Below are 23758 nucleotides of genomic sequence, written 5' to 3'. Positions count from 1 at the left end.
TTCTCCGCAGCCTTTTTTTGCATTACTTGCTTATACGCTTCTTTTTAATAAATGAAAAGGCTAAAGCTGTAATTAAAATACTGCCTTTAATGATATCTTGTGCATAATAAGGAACGTTCATCATTGTGAGGCCATTTAATATAATTCCAATTAATACTGAGCCAAGAAATGTTCCGACAATGTTTGGTTTCTTTGCACCAAACATTGCATAACCGATATAGGCAGCTGCAACTGCATCCATTAATAATGGGGCGCCTGCTGAAACTTGTCCTGTTCCAACGCGGCTACATAGAATGATGCCGCCAATTGAGGCAAGTAAACCGCTGATCATATAAGCATATACACGGTAACGATCAGTAGGGATACCGGCTAGTCTAGCAGCTTCTCGATTCCCACCTGTCATATAAAAGAAACGACCGTACGTTGTTTTTTCTAAAAATAAATATGCAATCAAAACGACGCTAAGCATGATAATGACAGGGACTGGGATCCCTAAAACAGAGCCCTGACCGATAAATAAAAAGGATGGAATAAAATGTCCTGTGGCACCAGACATTCCTTCATAAATAGAAGATCCTTTTGAGAATGTTAAGTGTAGTCCATTCACGATATACATGATACTTAATGTAGCTAGTAAATCTGGTAGCTTAATTCGGATAACGAGTAGTGCATTTAATAATCCAACTAATAGTCCACAAAGAATAGGAATAAGGAGTGTGACTATTAGTTCTTGTCGATATAAAACGAGACAAGAAGCCGCGGTAATCGTGGCTAAACTAGCGGTAGAGCCGACTGATAAATCAAATCCATCTACAATTAATGTAAAGGTAACGCCAATTGCGAGTAACGTTACAATAGAAATAGAACGTAAAATATCACTAATATTGTTGTAGGTTAAAAAAGAATCGTTGGCGATAGAGAAAAAAATTGTAACACCTATAATGATAGCAATCGTGCTAAATTGATAAAAAAGATGGGTAGGTAAATATAATTTCTTAGTTTTAGTTTTATGAATGAGATTCAATGGAAAAGCTCCCTTCAGATAAATGTAAAAGCTGTTCAGGAGATAGGTCATTCGGCAAGTACTCACCTACAAATTCGCCGTTTGCTAGTATGAGAATACGATCGGCGATATGTAGCGCTTCATCTTGTTCTCCTGTGAAATAAATTACGGAATTTCCGCCATCTGTAATGTTACGAATGGATTGAAAAATGTCTTGTTTCGCAGCGACGTCTACACCTTTAGTTGGCTCGTCCAAAAGAAATAGATTAGGTTTGAATCCATTCCACTTTGCAATCGAGACTTTTTGTTGATTTCCGCCACTAAGTGAATGAATAAAGGCTTTTGGATCATTTGGTGAGATGCCGAAAGCAGTAATTGCCGCAGTAGCATTATTTAATTCGGTTTGTTTTCGTCTCCAACCTGATTGGTGTAAATTTGTGTGACTTATAATATCTTCCGAAAGAAATACGCCTTGTTTTCTTCTTTCTTCTGGTACAAGTGCGATTTTCGCTTTAATCGCATCTCGCGGTGTTTTAATCGTTATATTTTGACCGTAGATTTCTGCTTGATAAGTATGACGAGCACCAAATAAAGTTTCAGCAAGTGTTGTTTTTCCGCTTCCAATTAATCCGTATATCACAACAGTTTCTCCTTTTCGTACTGTAAGAGAAAGCGGGGGATGGTTTTTATGTAATTGAAGTTCTTGTACTTTCAATATTTCTTCGCTCCCGAGTTTTGGTGTTGTATTAATAGGAAGTGTAAGTTGTTTTCCAGTCATTGCTTCAACAATTTGTTGATCCGTAATCGTTGTAATGGTTTCAGAAAGTGCGACTTCACCTTTATATAAAACAGTTACCTCATCCGCAAATTTTCGAATCTCTGATAAACGATGAGAAATTAGGATGATGCCAATTCCTTTTGATGTTAAATCCTTTAATAGTTTCCCAAAGGTTTCGACTTCTTTCGGTCCAAGAGAAGAAGTTGGCTCATCTAATAAAAGATAATCTGTATTGTTAGATAGAGCTCTTGCTATGAGAAGTAATTGTTTTTCATGTAATGAGCAGTTTGAAACATCTTCAAGAATATTTAAGTTGGCCTGTACAGCTTGCAAGTATTGTTTAGCGAGTGTCACTAATTTTGATTTTGAAAATAGTGCTTTATTTTGCATTGCTAAATGATCGATTAGTACATTTTCTAATACAGATAATCCAGGAATAAGTCCGTGATCCACTTCTTGTGTTACGAAAGAAATACCATGCTTTTTTGCATCGCGTGGTGAAGTAAAGGAAATAGACTGATTATCAATTTTTATATCCCCAGCAACTGGTTGAATTTCACCAGTTGCTATTTTTAGTAAAGTACTTTTTCCTGCACCATTCATTCCTAGTAAAGCGTGAACTTTTCCTTTTTGTATGTTAATAGAAACATTTTCTAGTACAGGGGTAGAGATGTGATAAGAATGTGTAATGTTTTGAAGAGAGAATGTCATCATTTTTTCTCCTTCTCTAATTTTTTCATCCAAGGTGAATATGCATCTTTCGAGTCTCCCCAACCGTTTATATGTTTTGATAATTGATCCATCGTTATATTTCCTTGTGGTAAACTATTTTTCTTTACTAAATAAGGTTCTAGTGAATAAATATCTGGCGTTTGTTCACCAGCGATTTTCTTGTATAAGAAACGCACTTGAACTTTACCGACTTCAGTTGGATCGGTTGCAGCCGTAGCAGTCCAAGGTGAATTTTCTTTTTGCATGAGTTGTAAATCTTCATTACTTAAGTCAATGCTGTATACTTTTATATCTGTACGACCAGCTTGTTCGAGTGCTTTGACAGCCCCCTTAGCAAATTCATCCCACGAAGCGAAAATAGCTTGTAAATCACCTTTTTTCGGATATTTTTTTAGTAAAGCCTCTACTTGTGTTTGTGTATCAAGTGGTGTGTTATTACTAGCGGTACCAAAGCGTGCAACTTCTTGTATATTTGGATAACGTTTATAAAAAGCATCAATGATAACATTGCGACGTTCCATTGGAGCAAATCCGCCAACCCATACGACGGCGATATTCCCTTGTCCATTCAGATCTTCCGCTAACGTTTTTAATGATTTCCATGCAAGACTATAGTCATCTTGATCGATAATCGTTACGCCTGGTAAGCGTAGGTCGTTATCAAATGCCACTACAGGAATGTTCGCTTGTAATGCCTTTTCTACTCCAGGTTTTAACGCTTCAGATCGGCCATGATCAATTAAAATGCCATCAACTTTTGAATTAATAGCAGTATCTAGATTTGCTGCCATTTTTGCTAAATCATTATCAGAATTGTAGACTTGCACACTGCCGCCGAATAGCTCGACTTGTTTTTTGACACCCTCAATATATTGAGAGGAAAAAGTTCCGATGGACATTTGCATAATTAATGCGATTTTTAATGGCTTTTTTACTTGATTTGGAATTTCTGTTTGTAAATGATTTGCTGCTGTAGTAGCTTCTTTCTTCACCGTTTGTTGTCTTTGTGAAGAGATAGCATCTTGTTCACTTGTGCAAGCTGTTAATGCGAGTAAGAGAATAATGAGTACGGTGGAACATAATTTTTTCATAAAAAATCCCTCCTAAATTAAGAAAAGAGAGGAGGGAGTGAAAATAAAAACGCCTTTTCATATAGAAAAGACGTCTTATCATATTACTCTTATCTTTCAACACAATGTGTTGTAAGAATTAGCACCGTGCCCATAAATGGGTCGGTTGCCGGGCTTCGTAGGGCTCATCCCTCCACCTGCTCTTGATAAGACATCAAATATTTAACTATTTAGAATTATTCCATAAGTGTATACTGTTGTCAAATGTTTTTTGTAAATAAAAAATCCCTCACAACGAGGGATTTTAATGTGGTAAGAAAACTAATTGATAAGCGAACAAGATTCCGAATAAATACACAAGTGGGTGAACAGCGCGGAATTGTCCTTTTGCCATTTTCATAAGTGGGTATGAAATAAATCCAAGTGCAATACCTGTTGAAATACTTGATGTAAGTGGCATGCTTAAGATTACTAAAAATGCTGGGAATGCTTCATCGAATGTATCCCAATCGATGTGGCGAACTGAGCCCATCATAAGACTACCAACGATAATTAATGATGGTGCTGTAATAGCTGAAACGCCAGAAACAGCGCTCACTAACGGTCCGAAGAATGCTGCTAATGCAAATAGAACAGCTACTGTAACAGTTGTTAAACCAGTACGACCACCAGCTGCAACACCAGCAGATGATTCAATGTAAGCTGTTGATGGTGTTGTTCCGAACATAGCTCCAATTGTTGCTGAGAATGAGTCAGATAGAAGAGCTCGTCCTGCTTTTGGAAGCTTTCCATCTTTCATAAATCCACCTTGTTGTGCTACACCAAGTAATGTTCCAGTTGTATCAAATAGTGTAACAAGGAAGAATGAGAACACAACGCCGTATAATCCGTAGTTAATTACATCAGATACAGCAGTAATTGGATTTGAAACTATAATTCCTTCTGGTAATCCAGGCATTGATGTAACGCCGTTTGAGAACGTTAATTGCCCTGTGAAGTAAGCGATAATACCAGTTAATAACATTCCTATAAATAGTGCCCCGTTTATATTTAAAGACATAAGGATAATTGTAATTCCAAGGCCAGCTAATGCTAGTAGAACTGGAGCAGAGTGAAGATCACCAAGCCCAACTAAGTTTGCATCATTTTTTGTAACAATTCCCGTTAAGCGCAAACCGATAAAAGCAATAAAAAGACCGATACCAGCAGTAAGTGCATGTTTTAAGTTTTCGGGAATTACTTCCATTAATTTCGTACGGAAAGATGTGAATGATAACAAAATTAAAATCATACCTGCTACGAATACAGCAGAGAATGCAATTGCAAAAGTCATGCCTTCATGAGCTTTTACAACAGAGTAAGAGAAGTAAGCATTTAATCCCATGCCTGGTGCAATTGCGATTGGTAAGTTTGTAAAGATTGCCATAAATAATGTTCCGACAACAGCGGCGATAATAGTAGCTGTAAATGCTTGTTCAAATGGAACGCCTGCATCCCCAAGGATGACAGGGTTTACGACAATGATATATGCCATTGTTAAAAAGGTAATAATACCTGCCATAATTTCAGTTTTAATAGAAGTTTTATGTTTTGAAAGGTTAAACATATAAACATCCTTTCTTTTTACGAATAATTTTCACAACAGTTATATATAATATTCGTTTTTTGACTTTTTTGCAATAGTTTTGCATAAAAACTTTAGAACAATCCATATTTTATGTCTTAAATTTGAATATTAACCGTAAAAACGAGTGGGAATTGCGGTTTTTCATGTGTAAGTAGTTTTTAATATTGTGCACATTATAAGGAGAAAGGAGTTGAAGGAAGTTATGCCACAGCAAAAAAACTTTTTAACAATGCCAGCGCAACATCAACATAAACAGCCTGGTATTGAATCGTTAATGAATCCTCTTCCAAAGTTTGAAGATCCAAATTATAAAGGAAGCGAAAAGTTAAAAGGAAAGAATGTATTAATTACAGGGGGAGATAGTGGGATTGGGAGAGCTGTGTCCATCGCTTTTGCAAAAGAAGGAGCAAATATTACGATTGCTTATTTAGACGAGGATGAAGATGCAAATGAGACGAAAAAACTTGTTGAAAAAGAAGGCGTGAATTGTGTATTACTGCCGGGGGATTTGAGTAGTGAACAACATTGTAAAGATATTGTGGAAGAGACCGTCCGGCAGCTGGGGAGTTTAAATGTTCTTGTGAATAACGTTGCACAGCAATATCCGCAGCAAGGACTAGAGTATATTACAGCGGAACAGCTAGAAACGACATTCCGTATTAATATTTTTTCTTATTTTCATGTTGCAAAAGCAGCGCTATCCCATTTAAAGCAAGGGGATGTAATTATAAACACAGCATCTATCGTTGCGTATGAAGGAAATGAAACGTTGATTGATTATTCTGCAACGAAAGGAGCAATTGTCGCATTTACAAGATCGCTATCTCAATCATTAGTACAAAAAGGGATTCGTGTAAATGGTGTTGCACCAGGTCCAATTTGGACACCGCTTATTCCATCAAGTTTTGATGAGAAAAAAGTATCACAGTTCGGGAGCAATGTTCCTATGAAAAGACCTGGTCAGCCGTATGAATTAGCGCCTGCATATGTATATTTGGCGTCTAATGATTCGGCATATGTAACAGGGCAGATGATACATGTAAATGGGGGCGTTATTGTAAATGGATAGTTTTCATTTATAAGAGCAAAGTAAAGCTAATTGCATTTATCCCGCTATTTACGGGCAATAAGACTCCATCTCAAAATTTGGCTGGAGCAAAGAAGTTAGATGGGAGCCCTGCTGCCCGTAAACGCCCGATTGGTGCGGGCTAATACTCAGTGGGGGATGGACAAAACCTCCACTGAGTAAAGTTTCACTTTATTATTATGTTAGTGCTAGGGAGGATTTAGATGAAGAAAGTATGGTTGATCATAATCCTATTTTTCTGCCTACCAGCTAGCGTTTTTGCTAATACAGATCATTTAATATTAGTTAACCTTAAAACGAATCAGCTGTCTTTTTTTGAAGAGGGAAACTATACGAGAACATTTCCGATAACGACAGGAAGAGATAGCACCCCGACGCCTGAAGGGAATTTTTGTATTATAACTAAGTATAAAAATAAAGAATACCATCGAAAAAAAATACCTGGGGGTGCGCCGAATAATCCTCTCGGTACGAGGTGGTTAGGTCTGGATAAAAAGGAATATGCGATTCATGGAACAAATCGGGAATGGACGATTGGAAGTCGAGAGTCGAATGGTTGTATTCGCATGCATGATCGGGACATACAATGGTTATATGAACGGGTACAATTACAGACGAAAGTAATTATTTCTCGTTTTTATACGAGTCCCGAATATGAGGCGTATAAGCTTGGTTATCGTGTTGTGAGTTGGAATGGTCGTAAAGTAGAAGAAGAACAAATTGGAACACTTACGCTAGTAGACCGTGTAAATATATATTGGCAAGAACCAAATGGACAATTGACGAAAGTAAAAACGGTATTGCCAAATGAAAAATATGCAGTGTACTCCAAACGAAAAGATGGAATATATTATATAGGAAGCAATTTGTATATTGTTGATGAAACGGGAGAAAAAATTCGTTATGAGCAATTACCTTATTCGACCTTAAGTAATATATATAAAAGAAAATATGATGTTCCGTAATAGCTACCGTGTATAGGCGGTAGCTTATTTGTGATGAAGTGAAACTTAATGGGGGAATTGCTCTTCTTTGCTGATTATAAACTTATACTAATTGGGATTCATGTAAATAGCGGGATAAAAAATTGAAACAGCAACTATTATGTTTTGCTGAATATAATACAGTACAGATTGGGGGGCGGTCACATTATGAAAAGTGAATTTGCATTTAAGATTTTCTTAATCACGACTTGTTTATTTATCGTGTATTTATATGCGTTACTCGTCTTCTCCTTTTATGTTCCATATATTGATTTAATATTGTTCGTCGGATTTATTTGGGCGTTTGTTAAAGCGAGGGAAGGGGAGAAGAGTGTATATCGACGCATCACTTTATGCGGGACGGTCCTTCTCGTTATTTTATACTTTTTTATGATGCATGATTTTTGGAGAGGAATGTAAAAAAGCATACGACTAATCGTATGCTTTTACGTTTAATATTTTGGTTTAAATGTATGGCAACAAGTTTCTACACTCGTTGTTACAGAACTTTCAAGCGTCTCGTTTGTTAAAGTAGCGCTTGTATACGAATCATTTGTATTCTGACCAGCCTCTTGTGCATCCGGTTGAACAACGATTGCACTTGCTTGACAAAAGTTACCTTGTCCCCAAAATGAGCAATTGGAAACAGAGCATTTTACTTCAGGCATAAAATCCCCTCCTTATACATTAGTGTGGGATTTTACGTCCATTTCATGTATAGAAGGAGTTTCCTTTTCTCGTTATTTTTTCGTTTGCTCAAGCCATTCTTTTAATTTGTCTTCCGGTTGTTCACCACTAATACGGCTTACTTCTTTGCCATCTTTAAAGTGAATGATTGTTGGAGTTCCTTTAATTTTATATTCATCCCAAGGAGTATCTAGTTTTTCAATGTCCATAACTTTCATATCAACGTTCAAGTCTTTAGCCATTGGTACTACGATAGGAGATAGCTTTTGACAATGAACGCAAGATGTTTGATAAAAGTATACTGTTTCTTCTTTTTTCTCTTTTAAATTCTTTTGGAGATCTGAAAGAGAGATTTTATTTGTATAGTAGTCAGGGCCATTTGTCTTACTATCAGTAGCATTATCAATTTTTTGGCTAGTAGCGTTTTTTTCTTCCATTTGTGTTACAGCGAATATTGCTGCGAACAAGGCGATAATAATACCGCCAAATATAAGCATTTTTTTCATTCTTTCATCTCCTTATTTGTTTTTGATGACAATAAAGCTACAAACAGCGATTGTGATAAAGCCGATAAGTGCCAAAAACGGGATTGTCACAAAACCGAACCAGTTTATGTATTCTCCCGTACATGGTACACGGCCGCAAGCTGCCCCAGCAGCTGAAAATGCTGCTACTTTTTGAATTGCATAATGATATAAAGAAATACAAGCACCAATACTTGCAATTGGTAAAGAATAACTTGCGATGCGATAATCTTTCTTTGCTACAGCGATACCAAGCCATAAAACGAATGGATACATAAAAATACGTTGATACCAACAAAGGACACAAGGCTCAAATTTCATGATTTCGGAAAAGTATAGACTTCCTAGTGTAGCGATAAAAGAAGCCCCCCACGCGGTAAGTAAAGCATATTCTTGCTTTTTTTCTTGTCCCATATTTTATACCTCTCTTATAATAGTTACATACTAAATTATAGTATGAAGTGGCACAGAAAAGAAAGAAAAAATATGTTTATCAATAAAAGTTTTATAAGGAAAAACTTTTATTGATATCGATATTTAAAAAAGCGCCATTCTCCTGAAGAGAATAGCGCTATATTTTACATTTGAATTTGCTCTACTTCTTCTATATGTGACTTTTGGGATGCATGGTCAATATATTGAAATAGGAGCTGCAATTGTTTATCAACTTCTGGTAGTTCTTTACTGTATTGATAAGCGTGTAAAAAATGCTCAATACGCTTAGAAAATAATTGATCGTTCGTTTGGACCATAAGAACGAGTAATTTATCCCAATTACAGCAATACGTGTAATAGAGAGCTTTATCGTAGTCGTTATATGTTTGCACTGTGTACCCTCCTTACTGAGGAGTTATATATAGTGTGTGACAAGTAAGGAGAAATACACTTGAAAGAATTTGTTAAGAAAAAAAGTGAATGAAAAGAAAAAACGAGGTATCTCCTCGTTTTTTAAGCTTTTGGCATTGGTGTAGGTGTTGGTTTTCCGTATCCTTCTTTGTACTTATTATCAATATAGTTACGAATTTCAAGTGTTGATTTTCCTTTTTGTTTCATGGAAGCAGATTCAACAGCGATTTCTAAGCAATTGACACAAGTCGTTGCGTGGGAATCCCAAACAACTTCACCATTCTTTTTTATTTCACGAATAAAGCAGTTTTTATTATTTTTATGCCCTACACTTTCACCACAACCGCAGTAACATGGAATCCAATCTAATAGTTCTGCATTTTGTCCAGCGACAGTGTAGATATCTTTCATTTGTGGATCAAGCTTGTCTAGGAAGGAGGGAAGTGTGTCGACCCCTTTTGTTTTTTCTTGAATGTCAGCTTGCTGAGTATGTGATGCGTGGTCATGCTCTTCTTTTGATTCAGATGATTTTTTTTCATTTGTACCAGTACTCCCGCATCCAGCAAGAATTAAACTCAGTACGGCAAGTAAAGAAAATACATACTTTTTCATTCGCTTGTCCCCTTTACAAATGTATTAACCAAATTGTATCAAATATCATGGTGTGTCGGGTGAAGATTTTTTCGACTGATTTTTGAAGCGCCATCGTAGTGAATGGTATAGAAATAAAATTGGGATATAAGCGTATACAATATATAAACCAGCTTGAGACAGTACTGTATTTAATGTATTGATACTTTCACGATTTGTGAAAAATAAGGATGAAATAAATATAGCTGTAATAAAAAATGGAAGTGTAATTTTAAATGGTACGTGAAAAGATTTTTTACTAATGCAACAAGAAGACCAAATTGTTAAACAAAGATTAGGTAAAATAATAAGATACCATATGAAAATAATGATGTACTCAAACCTTTGGATAAAAGGAATCTTTATGATTTTTAGCATTGTTAGTGTTGGCCAAATTGTATGATGTAGTTGTCCTTGGCTATAGTACATAAGGGAAACGATGGCTAGTATTACGTATAGAATTGTTGTAAAAGCAATACCACCGTGCGCCCATTTATTTAATGATTTTTCTTTTTTTATAAATGGATAAAAAACAAGAATTGCTTCAAATCCGAGAAATTCTAATGCAGATGATTTCGCTGCAGTTAGAATTTCTAAAGGTGAATGAGTTAGAATTGGGAGAATGTTACGGACATGCGCGTATTTCATTGGGAAAACTAAGAAAAATAGGACGAAAATCGGTATTACGACGCCCCAAAAACACATTCCTGTTACAGAGCGAAAACCACCTTTAATTACGTAGTAAGTCACAAGTAAAAATAATAAAGTTAATTTCCACGGTTTAATTGTAGGGAAGACCCAAACTTGAATGACTTCAATATATGTACGAAGGACAGTAAGGCAAAATAATAGAAGGTATGCAGCAAAGCATACGGACAAAAATGTTCCAACCCACTTTCCGAAACATGTCGTATGAATATTCATTAAATCATTATCTTTTTCTAACATTTTAAGCATGCAAAATAGCACGATATGAGTTGCAATGCCCGCAACAATAAGAGAAATCCAAGAATCATAACCGGCATATTGCGCAATAATCCTTTGGTAACCTAACACACCTACTCCAATTTGAAGGGAGTGTAATAGAAGAAATGTGAAATAAGGGGAAACAGTATGTGTTTTATCTTGTCCAGCCATTACAGCACCTCACTATTCGCCGATACCAGATTGTACGATATTAATTTTCACATTAACTGCAACGTCTACGCTAGGATACATTTCTTGAATTTGTTTCATGCTCCATTTTCTTGAGCGACTACGAATTTCTTCACGTATACCGATTGGATCGATTTCTTTTTCTTGGAATTGTTTTATTAATTCGTTTAAATGTTTTTCAAGTGTTTTTTCTACATGTTTTTTTACGTAAGTTACATTTTCGCTCTTTGATAAATCAAGCCAGTCAGGGGCATTTTTTATAAGTCCATTTAATTTCAGTCGAATGTGAACTTTCGGAATGTCACCGGCGTCGGAAAGGGAACAAACACTATTTCCAGATAAGTTTTGGGTTGCGATTAAGCCTTTATGTTTACCTTGACGTATCGGAACTTCGTAACGTCCATTTTTAGTTGGATTAATGAGTAATTTAAATAAAAAAGATCCTGCTTTATCTGTATACATAGCTACTTTATCCTTTTTTAAAAAAGCGAGTCCTTTAATGGAAGCGGACTTGTCTTCTGCAACTTGAATGTAAGGAAGAAATGGATCGCATCCTGATGAATAAAAGTTATACAAAAAAATATTTAAAGCAGTCCGAGGAATCGTCTCATTTTCTATATTCTGCCCCAGTAAATCAGATAGATATAGCGATCCATTTGTTTTGACATGTTTAAGTAATTCTTCTGTTGAACCGTCTACAAGCGCTAGCTGCACATCTCGGCCAATGTTAGGGTCACGTTGTAAGTTGTTAATAATATCTCCGATTCCACGTTCACCGAATGATTTTCCAAATAGGACAACGCGCATTTGACCTACAGCAATCGTATGTGGTGATTTTGCGTTTAGAAGTGAAGAGATTGTTTCAATGGTACCAGCAGTAGTGGATTGAGTTTCTGGTTTTGATTGCACTCCTTTTGTGTAATCTGGATAGAGAATCGTCCCACGAAATTTCTTCTCTTTCGTTATATCGAATCCACCCACATGAATAATCCGCTGTGTATCTACTATGTTAGGTTGTGTACAGCCAGATAGAAAAATTAAAATGATGATGGAAAAGCGTAATAAAATATTTTTCATTTTTCCTCACCGTCGCGTTTTTCTTTCGCTTGGTTTGGATCGTAGCGCCATTTCTTCTTTGGTCTTAGAAAAGAAGCCCGTCCTGCAGTTTGACTAAATGGAAGACGAAGGAGCCCCTCAGCTGTACCTAACCCGCGGAATGGATATAAAGGTAATAAATAAGGTGATCCAAGTGATTTTAAGCGAATTAAATGAGCTAATATGAATACAAATCCGACGATTAGCCCTACACCTCCAAATGCTCCAGCTAAAATGATGAGAGGAAATCGTAATATCCGGATAGTGGAAGACATTTTTACTGTTGGTGTTGTAAAAGAAGCAAGCGCAGATAACGCAACCGCAATTAATAAAATAGTACTCGTTAAAGCAGCCTCAACAGATGCTTGGCCAATGACAATCCCTCCAACAATACCAATCGTTTGACCAACTTTAGTCGGTAAACGGGCTCCAGCCTCGCGCAGTAATTCGATTGTAATTTCTAAAAAAAGTGCCTCCAAAACAGGTGGAAATGGTACATTGGCTCGGGAATAAATGATTGGTCCAAGTAAATCTGCGGGAATCATTTGATAGTGATACGTTAATACAGCTGTATAAATAGCTGATGAAAATAGAGAGAATGCTGCTCCGAAAAAACGAACCAATCTAAGAAATGAGCCTGCTATCCATGGTAAATAATAATCTTCTGGAGATACGAAGAAATCGAGTAATGTTGCCGGTCCAGCTAATGCGTATGGTGAACCATCTGTTAAAATGACAACACCGCCATTAATGAGTGCATAAACAGAACGATCTAAGCGCTCTGTAGGTAGTAAAACAGGGAAGGGAGAGTTACTATTATCGCTAATAAATTGTTCGATCATAGTCGCATCGAAAGGAACATCAAAGTCAATGCCTTGTAGACGCTGCATTGCAGTATTGACGTGCTGATCATTTGTAATGCCTTCGATGTAAGCAACTACGACCTTTGTTTTTGATATAGAGCCAACTACAACTTCTTTGAAAACTAATTGCTCCGTTACAATACTTCGGCGAAGTAAGTGTGTATTTGTATCAATATTTTCAACGAATCCGACTTTGGGACCAATTACACTATATTCATTTTCCGTATCGTTATATAATCGTGTACCTAAAACTGAACTTTCAGCACGAATAAGTGCATATTCTGCTGATTGAGAATCATTTTTTAGCTGTATGAGCACATACCCACCTAATAATTTTTCACGAATATCGTCAATAGAAGGGCCTGTGATAATCTCCTCAAGTGTGACGATATTTGCTATATCACTTATATTTTCAATGTGACCTAATTCTCTTTTTATAGGTGTTAAAATAAATCGATTAATGAGGAGTGATTCAGCTGTAGATTTGTAATAAAACAAACATAATGTCCCATCGTCTACTACGTTATAAGAAACGAAATCACTAGATTCTGTCATCGTGTGGATAAACTCGGGAATGGAACAGATTGTTTTTTTATTCTTTTTAGATGTTGAACGCAACATTTTCTCACCCCTGACATGCATCATTTACTTGTGTTAGTTTTTGGGAAAGACGGGGATTTATACTTAAAAATTGAAAGTTCATGCCAAAAAGGAAGAGTAATGAATATCTCTTCCTTTTTGGCATATTAATTTGTTTTCTTTTCTTTAATAGATTTCACTAATTTAATCATTTCAGCTCGTATATCTTCTTTTTTAACATTTAATTTTTCTGCAATTTGTTTAATTTCCATTCCATCTTTTTTCATTTTTAGTACATCATCGAGAGGGGTATTACTTTTTTGAGCGATGATTGTTAACACCGCGAGCTGATGTAAGCCGATGTTATACTCTTTCATTTTTTGTTTTAGCTTATCAGGTGTAGATTTGTGCATGTTTGCTAATTCTTGCAGTAGTGCTTTTTTCGTTTCTTTATTCATATGATGTTTTTTCAATTTACTTGGATCTACACCGAAATGCTCGGCTGTTTTCTCCCAAGATTTATTTTGCTTATAGTAAGCTAAAACGTCCTTAATTTCTTTTTTGCTTATTCTTGCAATGTGTGCAGCTTTCCAAATTTCATGTTTGTTATAGCCGAGTTTTTCGAGCGACTGCATTTCTTCTTCTGAAATAGGCTTATGATGGTGCATTGTTACTTCTTTTGGCGTAGCAGCGGAAGCAGGAAAGACAGATATCCCGCACAATAATGCTGCCATAGTCATACTTACTACGATTTTCTTGTACATATAAACTCCTCCTAGGTGGATAATGTGGAAAACTTTACACTTATCATTTCCATAAAATGTGAAAAACTTGTGAACACACCAAGTTTTTTTATTCACAACGAGAAATTAATTTTTTAGCTGTTTTCCAACATAAAACATTGATTAATAGTGAAAAACTAGGTTATAATCGAAATTGAAAATCAATATCAATAACAGAATTATACATATAGATAAAAATAAGGGAGAGAAAAATATGACTACATATACTTCCATCGCAAATGTTATTAAAGAAAGACGCTCTGTTCGTACATTTACAAATAAAGCAGTAGAAAAAGAGCTATTAATTGAACTATTAAACGACGCAACATGGGCACCGAATCATAAACATCGTGAGCCATGGAATTGTAAATTATACATTGGAGAAGGCCGTCAGAAATTAGTAGACGCAGTATTAAACTCTTTTACAGAAGAAGAAAGAGCAAAACGCGGCAAAACTTTATCTGATCGTTTCTTAAGTACGCCTGCACAAATCGTTGTTTACATTGATGAAGATCCGCGTCAAATTCCACGTGACGAAGATTACGCTGCAACATGTGCATTTATGCAAAACTTCCAATTGCTTGCTTGGGAACGTGGCTTAGGCTGTGTTTGGAAGTCAGGTGGATTAAACTACAATCCACTATTTATAGAAGGAATCGGTTTAACAAGAGGCCAACGCATCGTTGGAATTCTTCATATCGGTTATTTCGATAAAGCACCAGAAGGAAAAGTGCGTACGCCGATTACGGAGAAGATGGAGATTATTGAAGGTTAATAGATGAGACATTCTCGTTTTTGCGAGGGTGTCTTTTTATTATGTAATCAATCCTCATGAAAGCTTGTTCCTCATCATACACTTTCTTAAGGGAAAGTGTAAGGAGGGAAAATAATGAGAGCAAGTGATGATAAAGCACTGCAATATGCGATTGCGGAAATTACGGAAATTGCGACTGGATTTGGGCTTGATTTTTATCCGATGCGTTATGAAATATGTCCAGCGGAAATTATTTATACATTTGGTGCATATGGGATGCCGACGAGGTTTTCACATTGGAGTTTTGGAAAGCAATTTTTTAGAATGAAATTACAATATGATTTGGGACTTAGTAAAATTTATGAACTCGTTATTAACTCTGATCCATGTTACGCCTTTTTGTTAGATACGAATTCTTTAATTCAAAATAAATTAATCGTAGCGCACGTTTTAGCGCACTGTGATTTCTTCAAAAATAATGTTCGTTTTTCAAATACGAAGCGAGATATGGTAGAGAGCATGGCGGCAACAGCGGATCGTGTGAAAGCATATGAGCATAAGTATGGAAAGGCAGAAGTAGAGACATTTTTAGATGCCGTACTTGCCATTCAAGAACATATTGATCCATCACTTATGCGTCCAAAATTGGCATGGAGTATTGATGATTTAGAGGAGGAAGAAGTAGACAAGAAAAAGGCATCACAATACGATGATTTATGGAATTTAGATGATCGAAATAAAACGAGGGAACGATCCAATATACGCAAAAAGAAGAAGATTCCACCACAGCCAGAGAAAGATTTGCTCCTCTTTATTGAAGAATATAGCCGTGAGCTTGAAGATTGGCAGCGCGACATATTAACGATGATGCGCGAGGAAATGTTATATTTCTGGCCACAGCTTGAAACGAAGATCATGAATGAAGGCTGGGCTTCCTACTGGCATCAACGCATACTTCGTGAAATGGACTTAACATCTTCTGAAGCGATCGAATTCGCAAAGCTTAATGCAGGTGTCGTACAGCCATCAAAAACAAGCATTAACCCATACTACCTCGGTATTAAAATGTTTGAAGATATTGAAGAACGCTACAACAACCCGACAGAAGAAATGAAAAGGCGTGGTGTGAAGCCTGGTTCTGGTCGTGACAAAATCTTTGAAGTACGAGAAATTGAATGGGACGTATCGTTCCTAAGAAATTACTTAAATAAAGAACTCGTCATGAGAGAAGATATGTACTTGTTCCAGCGCCAAGGAAAAGAATATAAAGTAATAGATAAAGAGTGGGAACATGTGCGTGATCAACTTGTAAATATGCGTACAAATGGAGGTTTCCCGTACTTAGTAGTAGAAGATGGAGACTACTTAAAGAACGGAGAATTGTACATTAAACATAGTTATGAAGGAATTGAGCTCGATTTAAAATACTTAGAAAAGGTATTACCGTACCTTCATCAGTTATGGGGAAGAACGGTGCATATGGAGTCCATTGTGGAGAGTAAGGGCGTTGTGTTTTCTTATGATGGGAAGATGGTGCATCGGAAGTATGTGTGATGAAAAGAACGGACATAGAATTTCTTGTCCGTTCTTTTTTATTTGGAACAAAGTTAAATATGCTATTCTTGAAGAAAGGGAGTTATATATAGAAATGGAGCAATTCAAATGAGCAAAGTAGGGGTATGTAGGGTGGATATTACGCCGCCTTTAGGCATTGATTTTATCGGATATCATAGAGATACAGGAATTAATAATATTGAAGAGCGTATTTACGGGACGGTCTTTGTATTTGAAAAAGATGAAATAAAAACTGTGTTTATAAGCATTGATAACATTGGGATGTTAGTAGAGGATACGAATATTATTCGTGAGCGAGTAGCGAGTAGGCTTCATGTACCATTTGAGCGAATAACAGTTGTTTATACACATACACACTCTGGTCCAGAAACTGTCGGTGATGATCCACTAGTACGGTCGTATAAAACGATTTTAGTAAATAATGTAGTGCACGGTGCTGTTACTGCGAATAACAACTTGAAGCTATGTGAAGTTGGCTGGGTTGTTACGACAGGTGATATTGGGGTAAACAGAAGAGAGAGAACATCTGATGGAAGGGCAAAGATGGGAACAAATATAGAGGGTGTTGTAGATAAACGAATTGGTATGTTAGCAATAAGAAATGCTGAAACGAAGGAGCTATCTGGGATTGTAGTATTTTGTACTGCGCATCCGAATGTTTTAAAAGGTGATAGTGATGTATTATCAGCGGATTATCCAGGGATGACGAGAGAGATTCTTGAGAAAATAGTAAATTGTCCAGTTGTTATTGTTCAAGGTGCTGCTGGAAATGTAAATGCGAAGTATCGAGGTTCACAGGAAGCATTAAAACAAATAGCTTACACACTTAGTGGACATGTATTAACGATGTTGCCAATAGTTACATACAGCCCGATTGTAAATTTAAGAACGATTTCAAGTGCGATGCAAATGAAGTTGAAGGATATTCCCGAAATTGATGAGATACGAAGAATGGCTCGCTCAGCTGAGAGGCAGTGGGGGGTGAATACGGATGAATGGCTTACTATCATTTTAGAGAAATATAAGCAAGGTATTCGGCAGGTAAGTATCGATTTAGAAATTCAACTGTTTCAAATTAATGATGGTATGTTCTCTGGGATACCGATGGAACCTTTTTCAGAAACTGCTTTAGAAGTTAAAGAGAGTCTTCAAAATGAACTAGCTTTCTTTGGTGGATATACGAATGGATATATTGGTTACTTACCGACAAAAGAGGAGTATGCATATGGTGGGTATGAAGTGGAATTAAATCCTGTTGTGTATGGAACGGTTACAAACTTGTTGATGCCGCCAGAGGAGAATACAGCAGATTTCATTGTACAGAAAGTTATAGAACTATACGTAAAAGAACTTGGAGCTATCTAGGTTCTTTTTTGTTTCGAATTTGTGAACAAAAGATATATATATTGAAAATGATTTTTGTATATTTTATTATATACCCATACGGGTATTGGTTTTCTGTTTGTAATACATGGAGAAATTAAATAATAAACAACATGGAGGTTTAAAATATGTCTAGAAAAATTGTTGTAGTAGGTGGAGTTGCTGGTGGAGCATCAGTAGCTGCAAGGCTTCGTCGCTTAAGTGAAGAAGATGAAATTATTATGGTTGAACGCGGTGAATATATTTCATTTGCAAATTGTGGATTACCATACTATATTGGCGGTGTAATTACAGAAAGACAAAAACTATTAGTGCAGACAGTTGAAAAGATGTCAAAGCGCTTTAATTTAGATATACGTGTATTGAATGAAGTAGTAAAAATTAATAAAGAAGAGAAAACCATTACTATAAAGAATGTAACTACAAATGAAACATACAACGAGGAATATGATGTTTTAATTCTTTCACCAGGGGCGAAACCAATTGTTCCACCTATTCCGGGTATTGAAGAAGCGAAGGCGTTGTTTACGTTACGAAATGTACCTGATACAGATCGTATTAAAGCGTACATTGATGAGAAGAAACTACATCATGCGACGGTTATTGGTGGCGGATTTATTGGAGTAGAAATGGTTGAAAACTTAAGAGAACGAGGAATTGATGTTACTCTCGTAGAGATGGCCAATCAAGTAATGCCACCGATTGATTATGAAATGGCTGCATATGTACACGAGCATATGAAAAAGCACAATGTTGAGCTTATTTTTGAAGACGGTGTAGATGCATTAGAGGAGAAGGGGAGTATTGTACGTTTAAAGAGTGGGTCAATTATAAAGACAGATATGCTTATTTTAGCAATTGGTGTACAACCAGAGAGTAGTTTAGCGAAGGATGCAGGATTAGAGCTAGGAGTTAGAGGAACGATAAAAGTAAATGAGAAATTCCAAACATCGGACCAACATATATATGCAATTGGTGATGCGATTGAAGTGAAAGATTTTGTTACAGATACAGAAACAATGATTCCTTTAGCGTGGCCGGCTAATCGTCAAGGTCGCATGTTAGCAGATATTATTCATGGGCATACGGATTCTTTATATAAAGGTACGATGGGAACTTCTATAGCTAAAGTTTTTGATTTAACAGTTGCTTCGACTGGAGTAAATGAGAAAATATTGAGACGGTTAAATATACCCTATGAGGTAGTACACGTACAAGCAAATTCCCATGCTGGATATTATCCAAATGCTACCCCAGTACTAATCAAATTAATTTTTAATAAAGAAAATGGAAAAATTTATGGAGCACAGGCTTTAGGACGTGACGGGGTAGATAAGCGTATCGATGTTATTGCGACGGCAATGAAGGCGAATTTAACTGTAATTGATTTACCGGATTTAGAATTATCATATGCACCACCGTATTCTTCCGCAAAAGATCCAGTAAACATGGTAGGGTATGCGGCAAGCAATATAGTAGATGGTTTTGTGGACACGGTACAATGGCATGAAATAGATCGTATTGTTGAAGATGGTGGATATCTTATTGATGTTCGAGAGCCTAATGAATTAAAGCAAGGAATGATTAAAGGTTCTATTAATATTCCATTAGATGAATTACGTGATCGCTTGGATGAAGTACCATTAGATAAAGAAATATATATTACTTGTCAACTTGGTATGAGGGGATATGTTGCAGCACGTATGTTAATGGAAAAAGGATATAAGGTAAAAAATGTAGATGGTGGCTTTAAACTATACGGAACAGTATTACCAGACCGGATTGTATATTGATATTTGTTCATCTTTCACTTCAAAATTTGGTGGAGGATGAACCCCTATGGATTAAGGTTTCACTTTTTGTTTTGCGAACATGTAAGATGAAAAATAAAAATAGGGGTTTACAAAATACCCTATAGGGTATAATATATTGTCATAAGTTATAAATGGTGACATAATGGTAATGAGGTGATTATAGAATGGAATATAATCAAGACATGAAAAATAGATTGAAACGTATTGAAGGTCAAGTTCGTGGTGTGCTTCGTATGATGGAAGAAGGAAAAGATTGCCGAGAGGTTATTACACAGTTAACGGCATCTCGTTCTGCACTTGATCGTACAATTGGACTTGTTGTTGGAACAAATTTAGAGCAGTGTTTACGTGAGCAGTTTGAAAGTGGCAATGGTTCAAATGAAGAGTTAATTAAAGAAGCTGTTCAATTACTTGTAAAAAGCCGATAATCTGTCAAACATAAGTGTTGACAGATTTTCAAAAACGTTTTAATATACCCCTACAGGTATATGTATATGAATTGTGGAGGAATCGACTATGAGTATAAAAGTGGATATGAGTTTAGATTGTAAGGGATTGGCTTGTCCGATGCCGATTGTGAAGACGAAGAAGGCGATGGAAGGATTGATATCGGGGCAAGTGATTGAAATTGAGGCAACAGATAAAGGATCTACGATAGATATACAAAGTTGGGCGAGTAAAGTAGGGCATCAATATATCGGGACGAAACACGAAGGTGACATACTGATGCATTATGTGAGGAAAGCACACGAGCATGAAGTGAATGAAGTTGTGAAATATCCTCATACAATTACGAATACGGAATTACAGTCTATATTGTCTCGCGAGGAAGAGTGCATCGTATTAGATGTTCGCGAAGCAGCGGAGTTTGCTTTTGGTCATATTCCATCAGCCATGTCGGTGCCGTTAGGCGAATTAGACAGTGCAGCGTTAGATCAGACGAAGCAAATATATGTTATTTGCCGAACAGGTAACCGCAGTGATGTAGCTTGCCAAATGTTGAAAGAAAAAGGCTATTCAAATGTGAAAAATGTCATTCCAGGTATGTTAGAGTGGCAAGGGAATATGGAAAAGTAAAATTTTTTAAATATAAATATACCTATGGGGGTAATTGGATGGACGTTAAGATGTTACAAGCAAAAGATGTTGCAGAGAAAGTTTTATTCGGAGAGTTGTTTATTTTAGATGTTCGTAATGAGACGGATTATGAAGATTGGAAAATTGAAGGGAAACAAATTTCTTCTATTAATAAGCCGTATTTTGACTTGTTAGATGGTGTAGATCATATTGTAGATGAATTACCGAGGGAGAAAGAGATTTTAGTCGTATGTGCGAAAGAAGGTTCTTCGCAGTTTGTTGCAGAACAATTGTTGGATGCGGGTTTCAATAATATTTACTATTTAGCCGGTGGTATGAAAGCTTGGAGTGAATATGTAAAGCCGTTAAAAGTAGGAGATGTGCAGGGCGGAGGGAGTATATATCAATTTAACCGTCTTGGAAAAGGGTGTTTATCTTATATGGTCGTTTCAAACGGTGAAGCGGCAGTTATTGATGCGGTGAGAACAATTGAAGCATACGAAGATTTTGCAAAAGAGCACGGGGCTACTATTACTAACGTAATGGATACACATCTACATGCAGATCATATTTCTGGTGGGCGTAAGTTAGCTGAAAAAGTAGGCGGTACGTATTGGTTACCTCCAAAAGATGCGGAGGAAGTGGTTTTCTCTTACGAACCGCTTGTAGAAAGTACTGTTATTACGGTGGGGGGTACCCTAATTCATATTGATGCGCTATACTCACCAGGGCATACGATTGGAAGTACATCATTTATTATTGATGGGACGTATTTATTATCAGGCGATATTTTATTTGTAGATTCAATCGGGCGTCCAGATCTTGCTGGGAAGGCGGAAGACTGGGTAGGGGATTTACGAAATACTTTATATAAACGTTATAAGGAATTATCTCAAGATTTAATTGTTTTACCGGCTCATTATTCAAAAATAAGTGAAATGGACGACAGAGGCATTGTGAGTGCGTATTTACAAGATTTATTTAAGGAGAATGTAGGGTTAAATATTGTTGATGAGGTAGAGTTTCGTAAAACTGTGACAGAGAACTTACCGCCTCAGCCGAATGCTTATGAAGAAATTCGTCAAACGAATATGGGTAAGATTTATCCGAGTGTGGAAGAAGAGCGTGAAATGGAGATTGGCCCAAATCGTTGTGCAGTTCATGATTCATTATAAAATAACAAACTGGAGGAATAGATGATGAATGTAAAACAAGTATTAGATGCGAAAGGTTTAGCATGTCCGATGCCGATTGTAAGAACGAAAAGAGCGATGGATACTTTACAATCTGGAGAAGTGTTAGAAGTACATGTAACGGATAAAGGGTCAATTAAGGATATTCCAGCGTGGGCAAACAAAACTGGTCATGACATCGTAAAGCATGCAGAAGAAAGCGATGTACTGAAGTTTTGGATTAAGAAGGCGTAGAAAGAAATAATTTTATAAATGTAGAGGGGGAGTTATATGAACACAATATTAAGTACGCTTTTCATTGTACTTGCTGCATCGTTTATTATTTCACGTTTTTTACCGGTGAAAGGTGTTCAAAATATAAATGGAAAAGAATTAAAGAGTATAGTGGGGAAAAAGGGGAAACAATTTATCGATGTTCGTACATTAGGTGAATATAGAGGAAATCATATGAAAGGATTTCAGAATATCCCGCTAAATGAATTAGCTAGTAAGGCAAATCAGTTAGATAAAAATAAGGAAATAATCGTTATTTGTCAGAGCGGGATGAGAAGTAAGCAAGCAGCAAAAGTATTAAAAAAATTAGGGTTTCAGCGCGTTATCAATGTTTCAGGTGGTATGAATGCTTGTAATTAAGAAGGAGACGGGAAATATGAAAGAAATGACTGCAAAAGAATTAGAAGAAAAATTATTACGTAAAGAAGCAGTAAATATCGTAGATGTACGTGAAGTAGAAGAAGTAGCCGAAGGGAAAATTCTAGAAGCATGTAATATTCCGCTAGGACTATTAGAATTTCGTATGCAGGAGCTAAATAAAAATCAGGAATATATTATCGTTTGTCGCTCAGGAGGAAGAAGTGCAAGAGCAGTTCAGTTTTTAGAGAGCTACGGTTTTCGAGCGATCAATATGGTAGGTGGTATGTTAGCTTGGGAAGGTAAAGTCGTATAGTACGAAGATAAACGATTTGAGCCTTTTTATAGACAATCAAATACCCCTATAGGTAATTGGAGGGAGAACAACATGGAACAACAGAAGAAAACGACGATTGTTTTATTTAGTGGAGATTATGATAAAGCGATGGCAGCTTATATTATTGCAAATGGCGCAGCGGCGTATGATCAAGAGGTGACTATTTTTCATACTTTCTGGGGTTTAAATGCTCTTAGGAAAGATGAACATGTGAAAGTAAAGAAGACCTTTATAGAGAAAGTGTTTGGAAAAATGATGCCGCGCGGCGCCGATAAGATGGGATTATCCAAAATGAATTTTGCTGGCATGGGGCCAAAGATGATTAAAGGCATTATGAAAAAACATAATGCAATGCCTTTGCCGGATTTAATTGATTTAGCGAAAGAACAAGGAGTTAAACTTGTAGCTTGTCAAATGACAGTAGATTTATTAGGGTTAAAAGAGGAAGAGATTATGGAAGGGGTAGAGTTTGCTGGGGTAGGAGCATATTTAGCAGATGCTTCGGATGGAAATGTAAATTTATTTATTTAAATTACCTTCTTTTTAGAAGGCGA

Annotated in this window: 27 protein-coding genes and 1 riboswitch; of the genes, 14 read left to right on the top strand and 13 right to left on the bottom strand. The window is 36.4% G+C overall.

The features are described from left to right. Window positions 1–22: 22 nt before the first annotated feature. The 4 genes from CDB3_RS20365 to CDB3_RS20350 form a co-directional block, all read right to left on the bottom strand. The gene (locus CDB3_RS20365) at window positions 23–1024 is read right to left on the bottom strand and encodes an ABC transporter permease (protein ID WP_128855753.1); all 1002 of its coding nucleotides are present in this window, start codon (window positions 1022–1024) and stop codon (window positions 23–25) included. After that, the gene (locus CDB3_RS20360) at window positions 1008–2495 is read right to left on the bottom strand and encodes a sugar ABC transporter ATP-binding protein (RefSeq protein WP_128855752.1); all 1488 of its coding nucleotides are present in this window, start codon (window positions 2493–2495) and stop codon (window positions 1008–1010) included. Before CDB3_RS20360 ends, CDB3_RS20365 begins: the two co-directional genes overlap by 17 nt. Next, the gene (locus CDB3_RS20355; RefSeq protein WP_128855751.1) at window positions 2492–3604 is read right to left on the bottom strand and encodes a sugar ABC transporter substrate-binding protein; all 1113 of its coding nucleotides are present in this window, start codon (window positions 3602–3604) and stop codon (window positions 2492–2494) included. The genes CDB3_RS20360 and CDB3_RS20355 overlap by 4 nt, the downstream gene beginning before the upstream one ends. An 86-nt stretch (window positions 3605–3690) precedes the next feature. Then, window positions 3691–3796, bottom strand: a riboswitch (SAM riboswitch). Between the two features lie 91 nt (window positions 3797–3887). Beyond that, window positions 3888–5189 carry an NCS2 family permease gene (locus CDB3_RS20350; protein WP_071747782.1) on the bottom strand — a complete coding sequence of 434 codons (1302 nt, stop codon included), beginning with the start codon at window positions 5187–5189 and terminating at the stop codon, window positions 3888–3890. A gap of 223 nt (window positions 5190–5412) precedes the next feature. On the opposite strand from CDB3_RS20350, the gene CDB3_RS20345 reads away from it, so the two are divergent. From CDB3_RS20345 to CDB3_RS20335, 3 genes are all read left to right on the top strand, one after another. Further along, window positions 5413–6279 carry an SDR family oxidoreductase gene (locus CDB3_RS20345; protein ID WP_128855759.1) on the top strand — a complete coding sequence of 289 codons (867 nt, stop codon included), beginning with the start codon at window positions 5413–5415 and terminating at the stop codon, window positions 6277–6279. A 221-nt stretch (window positions 6280–6500) separates the two neighbouring features. Further along, a complete protein-coding gene (locus CDB3_RS20340) occupies window positions 6501–7262 on the top strand; it encodes a L,D-transpeptidase (protein WP_128855750.1) in 762 nt (253 codons plus the stop codon). A gap of 186 nt (window positions 7263–7448) precedes the next feature. Next, on the top strand, window positions 7449–7700 hold the full coding sequence (locus CDB3_RS20335; protein WP_000834189.1) for a hypothetical protein: 252 nt from the start codon (window positions 7449–7451) through the stop codon (window positions 7698–7700). A 32-nt stretch (window positions 7701–7732) separates the two neighbouring features. On the opposite strand, the gene CDB3_RS20330 is transcribed toward CDB3_RS20335, so the two are convergent. The 9 genes from CDB3_RS20330 to CDB3_RS20290 all read right to left on the bottom strand — a co-directional run bounded on the left by CDB3_RS20330 (window position 7733) and on the right by CDB3_RS20290 (window position 14423). Beyond that, entirely contained in the window at window positions 7733–7948 is a 216-nt protein-coding gene (locus CDB3_RS20330; RefSeq protein WP_071735124.1) for a DUF1540 domain-containing protein, read from the bottom strand. Between the two features lie 72 nt (window positions 7949–8020). After that, window positions 8021–8473 (bottom strand): thioredoxin family protein, encoded by a 453-nt coding sequence (locus tag CDB3_RS20325; protein ID WP_128855749.1) that lies wholly within the window; start codon window positions 8471–8473, stop codon window positions 8021–8023. 12 nt (window positions 8474–8485) lie between these two features. Beyond that, the gene (locus CDB3_RS20320; protein WP_097831307.1) at window positions 8486–8905 is read right to left on the bottom strand and encodes a disulfide formation protein C; all 420 of its coding nucleotides are present in this window, start codon (window positions 8903–8905) and stop codon (window positions 8486–8488) included. A 164-nt stretch (window positions 8906–9069) separates the two neighbouring features. Continuing rightward, entirely contained in the window at window positions 9070–9318 is a 249-nt protein-coding gene (locus CDB3_RS20315; RefSeq protein WP_001195458.1) for a YhdB family protein, read from the bottom strand. A 121-nt stretch (window positions 9319–9439) separates the two neighbouring features. Next, on the bottom strand, window positions 9440–9949 hold the full coding sequence (locus CDB3_RS20310; protein WP_128855748.1) for a PCYCGC domain-containing protein: 510 nt from the start codon (window positions 9947–9949) through the stop codon (window positions 9440–9442). Window positions 9950–9994: 45 nt separating this feature from the next. Beyond that, entirely contained in the window at window positions 9995–11104 is a 1110-nt protein-coding gene (locus CDB3_RS20305) for a GerAB/ArcD/ProY family transporter (RefSeq protein WP_128855747.1), read from the bottom strand. Between the two features lie 12 nt (window positions 11105–11116). Then, a complete protein-coding gene (gene gerYC, locus CDB3_RS20300; protein WP_128855746.1) occupies window positions 11117–12199 on the bottom strand; it encodes a spore germination protein GerYC in 1083 nt (360 codons plus the stop codon). Next, entirely contained in the window at window positions 12196–13701 is a 1506-nt protein-coding gene (locus CDB3_RS20295; RefSeq protein ID WP_128855745.1) for a spore germination protein, read from the bottom strand. The genes gerYC and CDB3_RS20295 overlap by 4 nt, the downstream gene beginning before the upstream one ends. A 125-nt stretch (window positions 13702–13826) precedes the next feature. After that, window positions 13827–14423, bottom strand: a complete 597-nt coding sequence (locus CDB3_RS20290; RefSeq protein ID WP_128855744.1) for a hypothetical protein — start codon at window positions 14421–14423, stop codon at window positions 13827–13829. Window positions 14424–14655: 232 nt separating this feature from the next. On the opposite strand from CDB3_RS20290, the gene CDB3_RS20285 reads away from it, so the two are divergent. The 11 genes from CDB3_RS20285 (at window position 14656) to CDB3_RS20235 (ending at window position 23735) form a co-directional block, all read left to right on the top strand. Then, window positions 14656–15216, top strand: coding sequence for a nitroreductase family protein (locus CDB3_RS20285; RefSeq protein ID WP_097831302.1), 561 nt, complete (start codon window positions 14656–14658; stop codon window positions 15214–15216). Between the two features lie 114 nt (window positions 15217–15330). Beyond that, a complete protein-coding gene (spoVR, locus tag CDB3_RS20280) occupies window positions 15331–16749 on the top strand; it encodes a stage V sporulation protein SpoVR (RefSeq protein WP_097831301.1) in 1419 nt (472 codons plus the stop codon). Between the two features lie 108 nt (window positions 16750–16857). Next, entirely contained in the window at window positions 16858–18135 is a 1278-nt protein-coding gene (locus CDB3_RS20275; RefSeq protein ID WP_128855743.1) for a neutral/alkaline non-lysosomal ceramidase N-terminal domain-containing protein, read from the top strand. 146 nt (window positions 18136–18281) lie between these two features. Then, entirely contained in the window at window positions 18282–19946 is a 1665-nt protein-coding gene (gene cdr, locus CDB3_RS20270) for a CoA-disulfide reductase (RefSeq protein ID WP_128855742.1), read from the top strand. 185 nt (window positions 19947–20131) lie between these two features. Further along, entirely contained in the window at window positions 20132–20395 is a 264-nt protein-coding gene (locus CDB3_RS20265) for a metal-sensitive transcriptional regulator (RefSeq protein WP_000456206.1), read from the top strand. An 88-nt stretch (window positions 20396–20483) separates the two neighbouring features. Next, window positions 20484–21044, top strand: a complete 561-nt coding sequence (locus CDB3_RS20260; RefSeq protein ID WP_372708550.1) for a sulfurtransferase TusA family protein — start codon at window positions 20484–20486, stop codon at window positions 21042–21044. A 38-nt stretch (window positions 21045–21082) separates the two neighbouring features. Beyond that, window positions 21083–22219, top strand: coding sequence for an MBL fold metallo-hydrolase (locus CDB3_RS20255; protein WP_128855740.1), 1137 nt, complete (start codon window positions 21083–21085; stop codon window positions 22217–22219). Window positions 22220–22240: 21 nt separating this feature from the next. Beyond that, window positions 22241–22471 (top strand): sulfurtransferase TusA family protein, encoded by a 231-nt coding sequence (locus CDB3_RS20250; protein ID WP_071747801.1) that lies wholly within the window; start codon window positions 22241–22243, stop codon window positions 22469–22471. A 36-nt stretch (window positions 22472–22507) separates the two neighbouring features. Further along, window positions 22508–22870: a rhodanese-like domain-containing protein gene (locus CDB3_RS20245; protein WP_128855739.1), complete on the top strand. Its 363-nt coding sequence runs from the start codon at window positions 22508–22510 to the stop codon at window positions 22868–22870. Between the two features lie 16 nt (window positions 22871–22886). Beyond that, entirely contained in the window at window positions 22887–23183 is a 297-nt protein-coding gene (locus tag CDB3_RS20240; protein WP_128855738.1) for a rhodanese-like domain-containing protein, read from the top strand. A gap of 72 nt (window positions 23184–23255) precedes the next feature. Next, on the top strand, window positions 23256–23735 hold the full coding sequence (locus CDB3_RS20235; RefSeq protein WP_002029908.1) for a DsrE/DsrF/DrsH-like family protein: 480 nt from the start codon (window positions 23256–23258) through the stop codon (window positions 23733–23735). Window positions 23736–23758: the final 23 nt, after the last annotated feature.

The organism is Bacillus sp. CDB3 (assembly GCF_002081505.1).
Taxonomy (GTDB): Bacteria; Bacillota; Bacilli; order Bacillales; family Bacillaceae_G; genus Bacillus_A; species Bacillus_A cereus_AT.
This window is presented reverse-complemented; position numbering and strand designations above follow the sequence as displayed.

What these genes read in the sequence shown, in the direction of transcription:
- CDB3_RS20360 (WP_128855752.1), bottom strand. Translation starts at nt 2,495, where the DNA reads ATGATGACATTCTCTCTTCAAAACATTACACATTCTTATCACATCTCT.
- CDB3_RS20355 (WP_128855751.1), bottom strand. Translation starts at nt 3,604, where the DNA reads ATGAAAAAATTATGTTCCACCGTACTCATTATTCTCTTACTCGCATTA.
- CDB3_RS20350 (WP_071747782.1), bottom strand. Translation starts at nt 5,189, where the DNA reads ATGTTTAACCTTTCAAAACATAAAACTTCTATTAAAACTGAAATTATG.
- CDB3_RS20345 (WP_128855759.1), top strand. Translation starts at nt 5,413, where the DNA reads ATGCCACAGCAAAAAAACTTTTTAACAATGCCAGCGCAACATCAACAT.
- CDB3_RS20340 (WP_128855750.1), top strand. Translation starts at nt 6,501, where the DNA reads ATGAAGAAAGTATGGTTGATCATAATCCTATTTTTCTGCCTACCAGCT.
- CDB3_RS20335 (WP_000834189.1), top strand. Translation starts at nt 7,449, where the DNA reads ATGAAAAGTGAATTTGCATTTAAGATTTTCTTAATCACGACTTGTTTA.
- CDB3_RS20330 (WP_071735124.1), bottom strand. Translation starts at nt 7,948, where the DNA reads ATGCCTGAAGTAAAATGCTCTGTTTCCAATTGCTCATTTTGGGGACAA.
- CDB3_RS20325 (WP_128855749.1), bottom strand. Translation starts at nt 8,473, where the DNA reads ATGAAAAAAATGCTTATATTTGGCGGTATTATTATCGCCTTGTTCGCA.
- CDB3_RS20320 (WP_097831307.1), bottom strand. Translation starts at nt 8,905, where the DNA reads ATGGGACAAGAAAAAAAGCAAGAATATGCTTTACTTACCGCGTGGGGG.
- CDB3_RS20310 (WP_128855748.1), bottom strand. Translation starts at nt 9,949, where the DNA reads ATGAAAAAGTATGTATTTTCTTTACTTGCCGTACTGAGTTTAATTCTT.
- CDB3_RS20305 (WP_128855747.1), bottom strand. Translation starts at nt 11,104, where the DNA reads ATGGCTGGACAAGATAAAACACATACTGTTTCCCCTTATTTCACATTT.
- gerYC (WP_128855746.1), bottom strand. Translation starts at nt 12,199, where the DNA reads ATGAAAAATATTTTATTACGCTTTTCCATCATCATTTTAATTTTTCTA.
- CDB3_RS20295 (WP_128855745.1), bottom strand. Translation starts at nt 13,701, where the DNA reads ATGTTGCGTTCAACATCTAAAAAGAATAAAAAAACAATCTGTTCCATT.
- CDB3_RS20290 (WP_128855744.1), bottom strand. Translation starts at nt 14,423, where the DNA reads ATGTACAAGAAAATCGTAGTAAGTATGACTATGGCAGCATTATTGTGC.
- CDB3_RS20285 (WP_097831302.1), top strand. Translation starts at nt 14,656, where the DNA reads ATGACTACATATACTTCCATCGCAAATGTTATTAAAGAAAGACGCTCT.
- spoVR (WP_097831301.1), top strand. Translation starts at nt 15,331, where the DNA reads ATGAGAGCAAGTGATGATAAAGCACTGCAATATGCGATTGCGGAAATT.
- CDB3_RS20275 (WP_128855743.1), top strand. Translation starts at nt 16,858, where the DNA reads ATGAGCAAAGTAGGGGTATGTAGGGTGGATATTACGCCGCCTTTAGGC.
- cdr (WP_128855742.1), top strand. Translation starts at nt 18,282, where the DNA reads ATGTCTAGAAAAATTGTTGTAGTAGGTGGAGTTGCTGGTGGAGCATCA.
- CDB3_RS20265 (WP_000456206.1), top strand. Translation starts at nt 20,132, where the DNA reads ATGGAATATAATCAAGACATGAAAAATAGATTGAAACGTATTGAAGGT.
- CDB3_RS20260 (WP_372708550.1), top strand. Translation starts at nt 20,484, where the DNA reads ATGAGTATAAAAGTGGATATGAGTTTAGATTGTAAGGGATTGGCTTGT.
- CDB3_RS20255 (WP_128855740.1), top strand. Translation starts at nt 21,083, where the DNA reads ATGGACGTTAAGATGTTACAAGCAAAAGATGTTGCAGAGAAAGTTTTA.
- CDB3_RS20250 (WP_071747801.1), top strand. Translation starts at nt 22,241, where the DNA reads ATGATGAATGTAAAACAAGTATTAGATGCGAAAGGTTTAGCATGTCCG.
- CDB3_RS20245 (WP_128855739.1), top strand. Translation starts at nt 22,508, where the DNA reads ATGAACACAATATTAAGTACGCTTTTCATTGTACTTGCTGCATCGTTT.
- CDB3_RS20240 (WP_128855738.1), top strand. Translation starts at nt 22,887, where the DNA reads ATGAAAGAAATGACTGCAAAAGAATTAGAAGAAAAATTATTACGTAAA.
- CDB3_RS20235 (WP_002029908.1), top strand. Translation starts at nt 23,256, where the DNA reads ATGGAACAACAGAAGAAAACGACGATTGTTTTATTTAGTGGAGATTAT.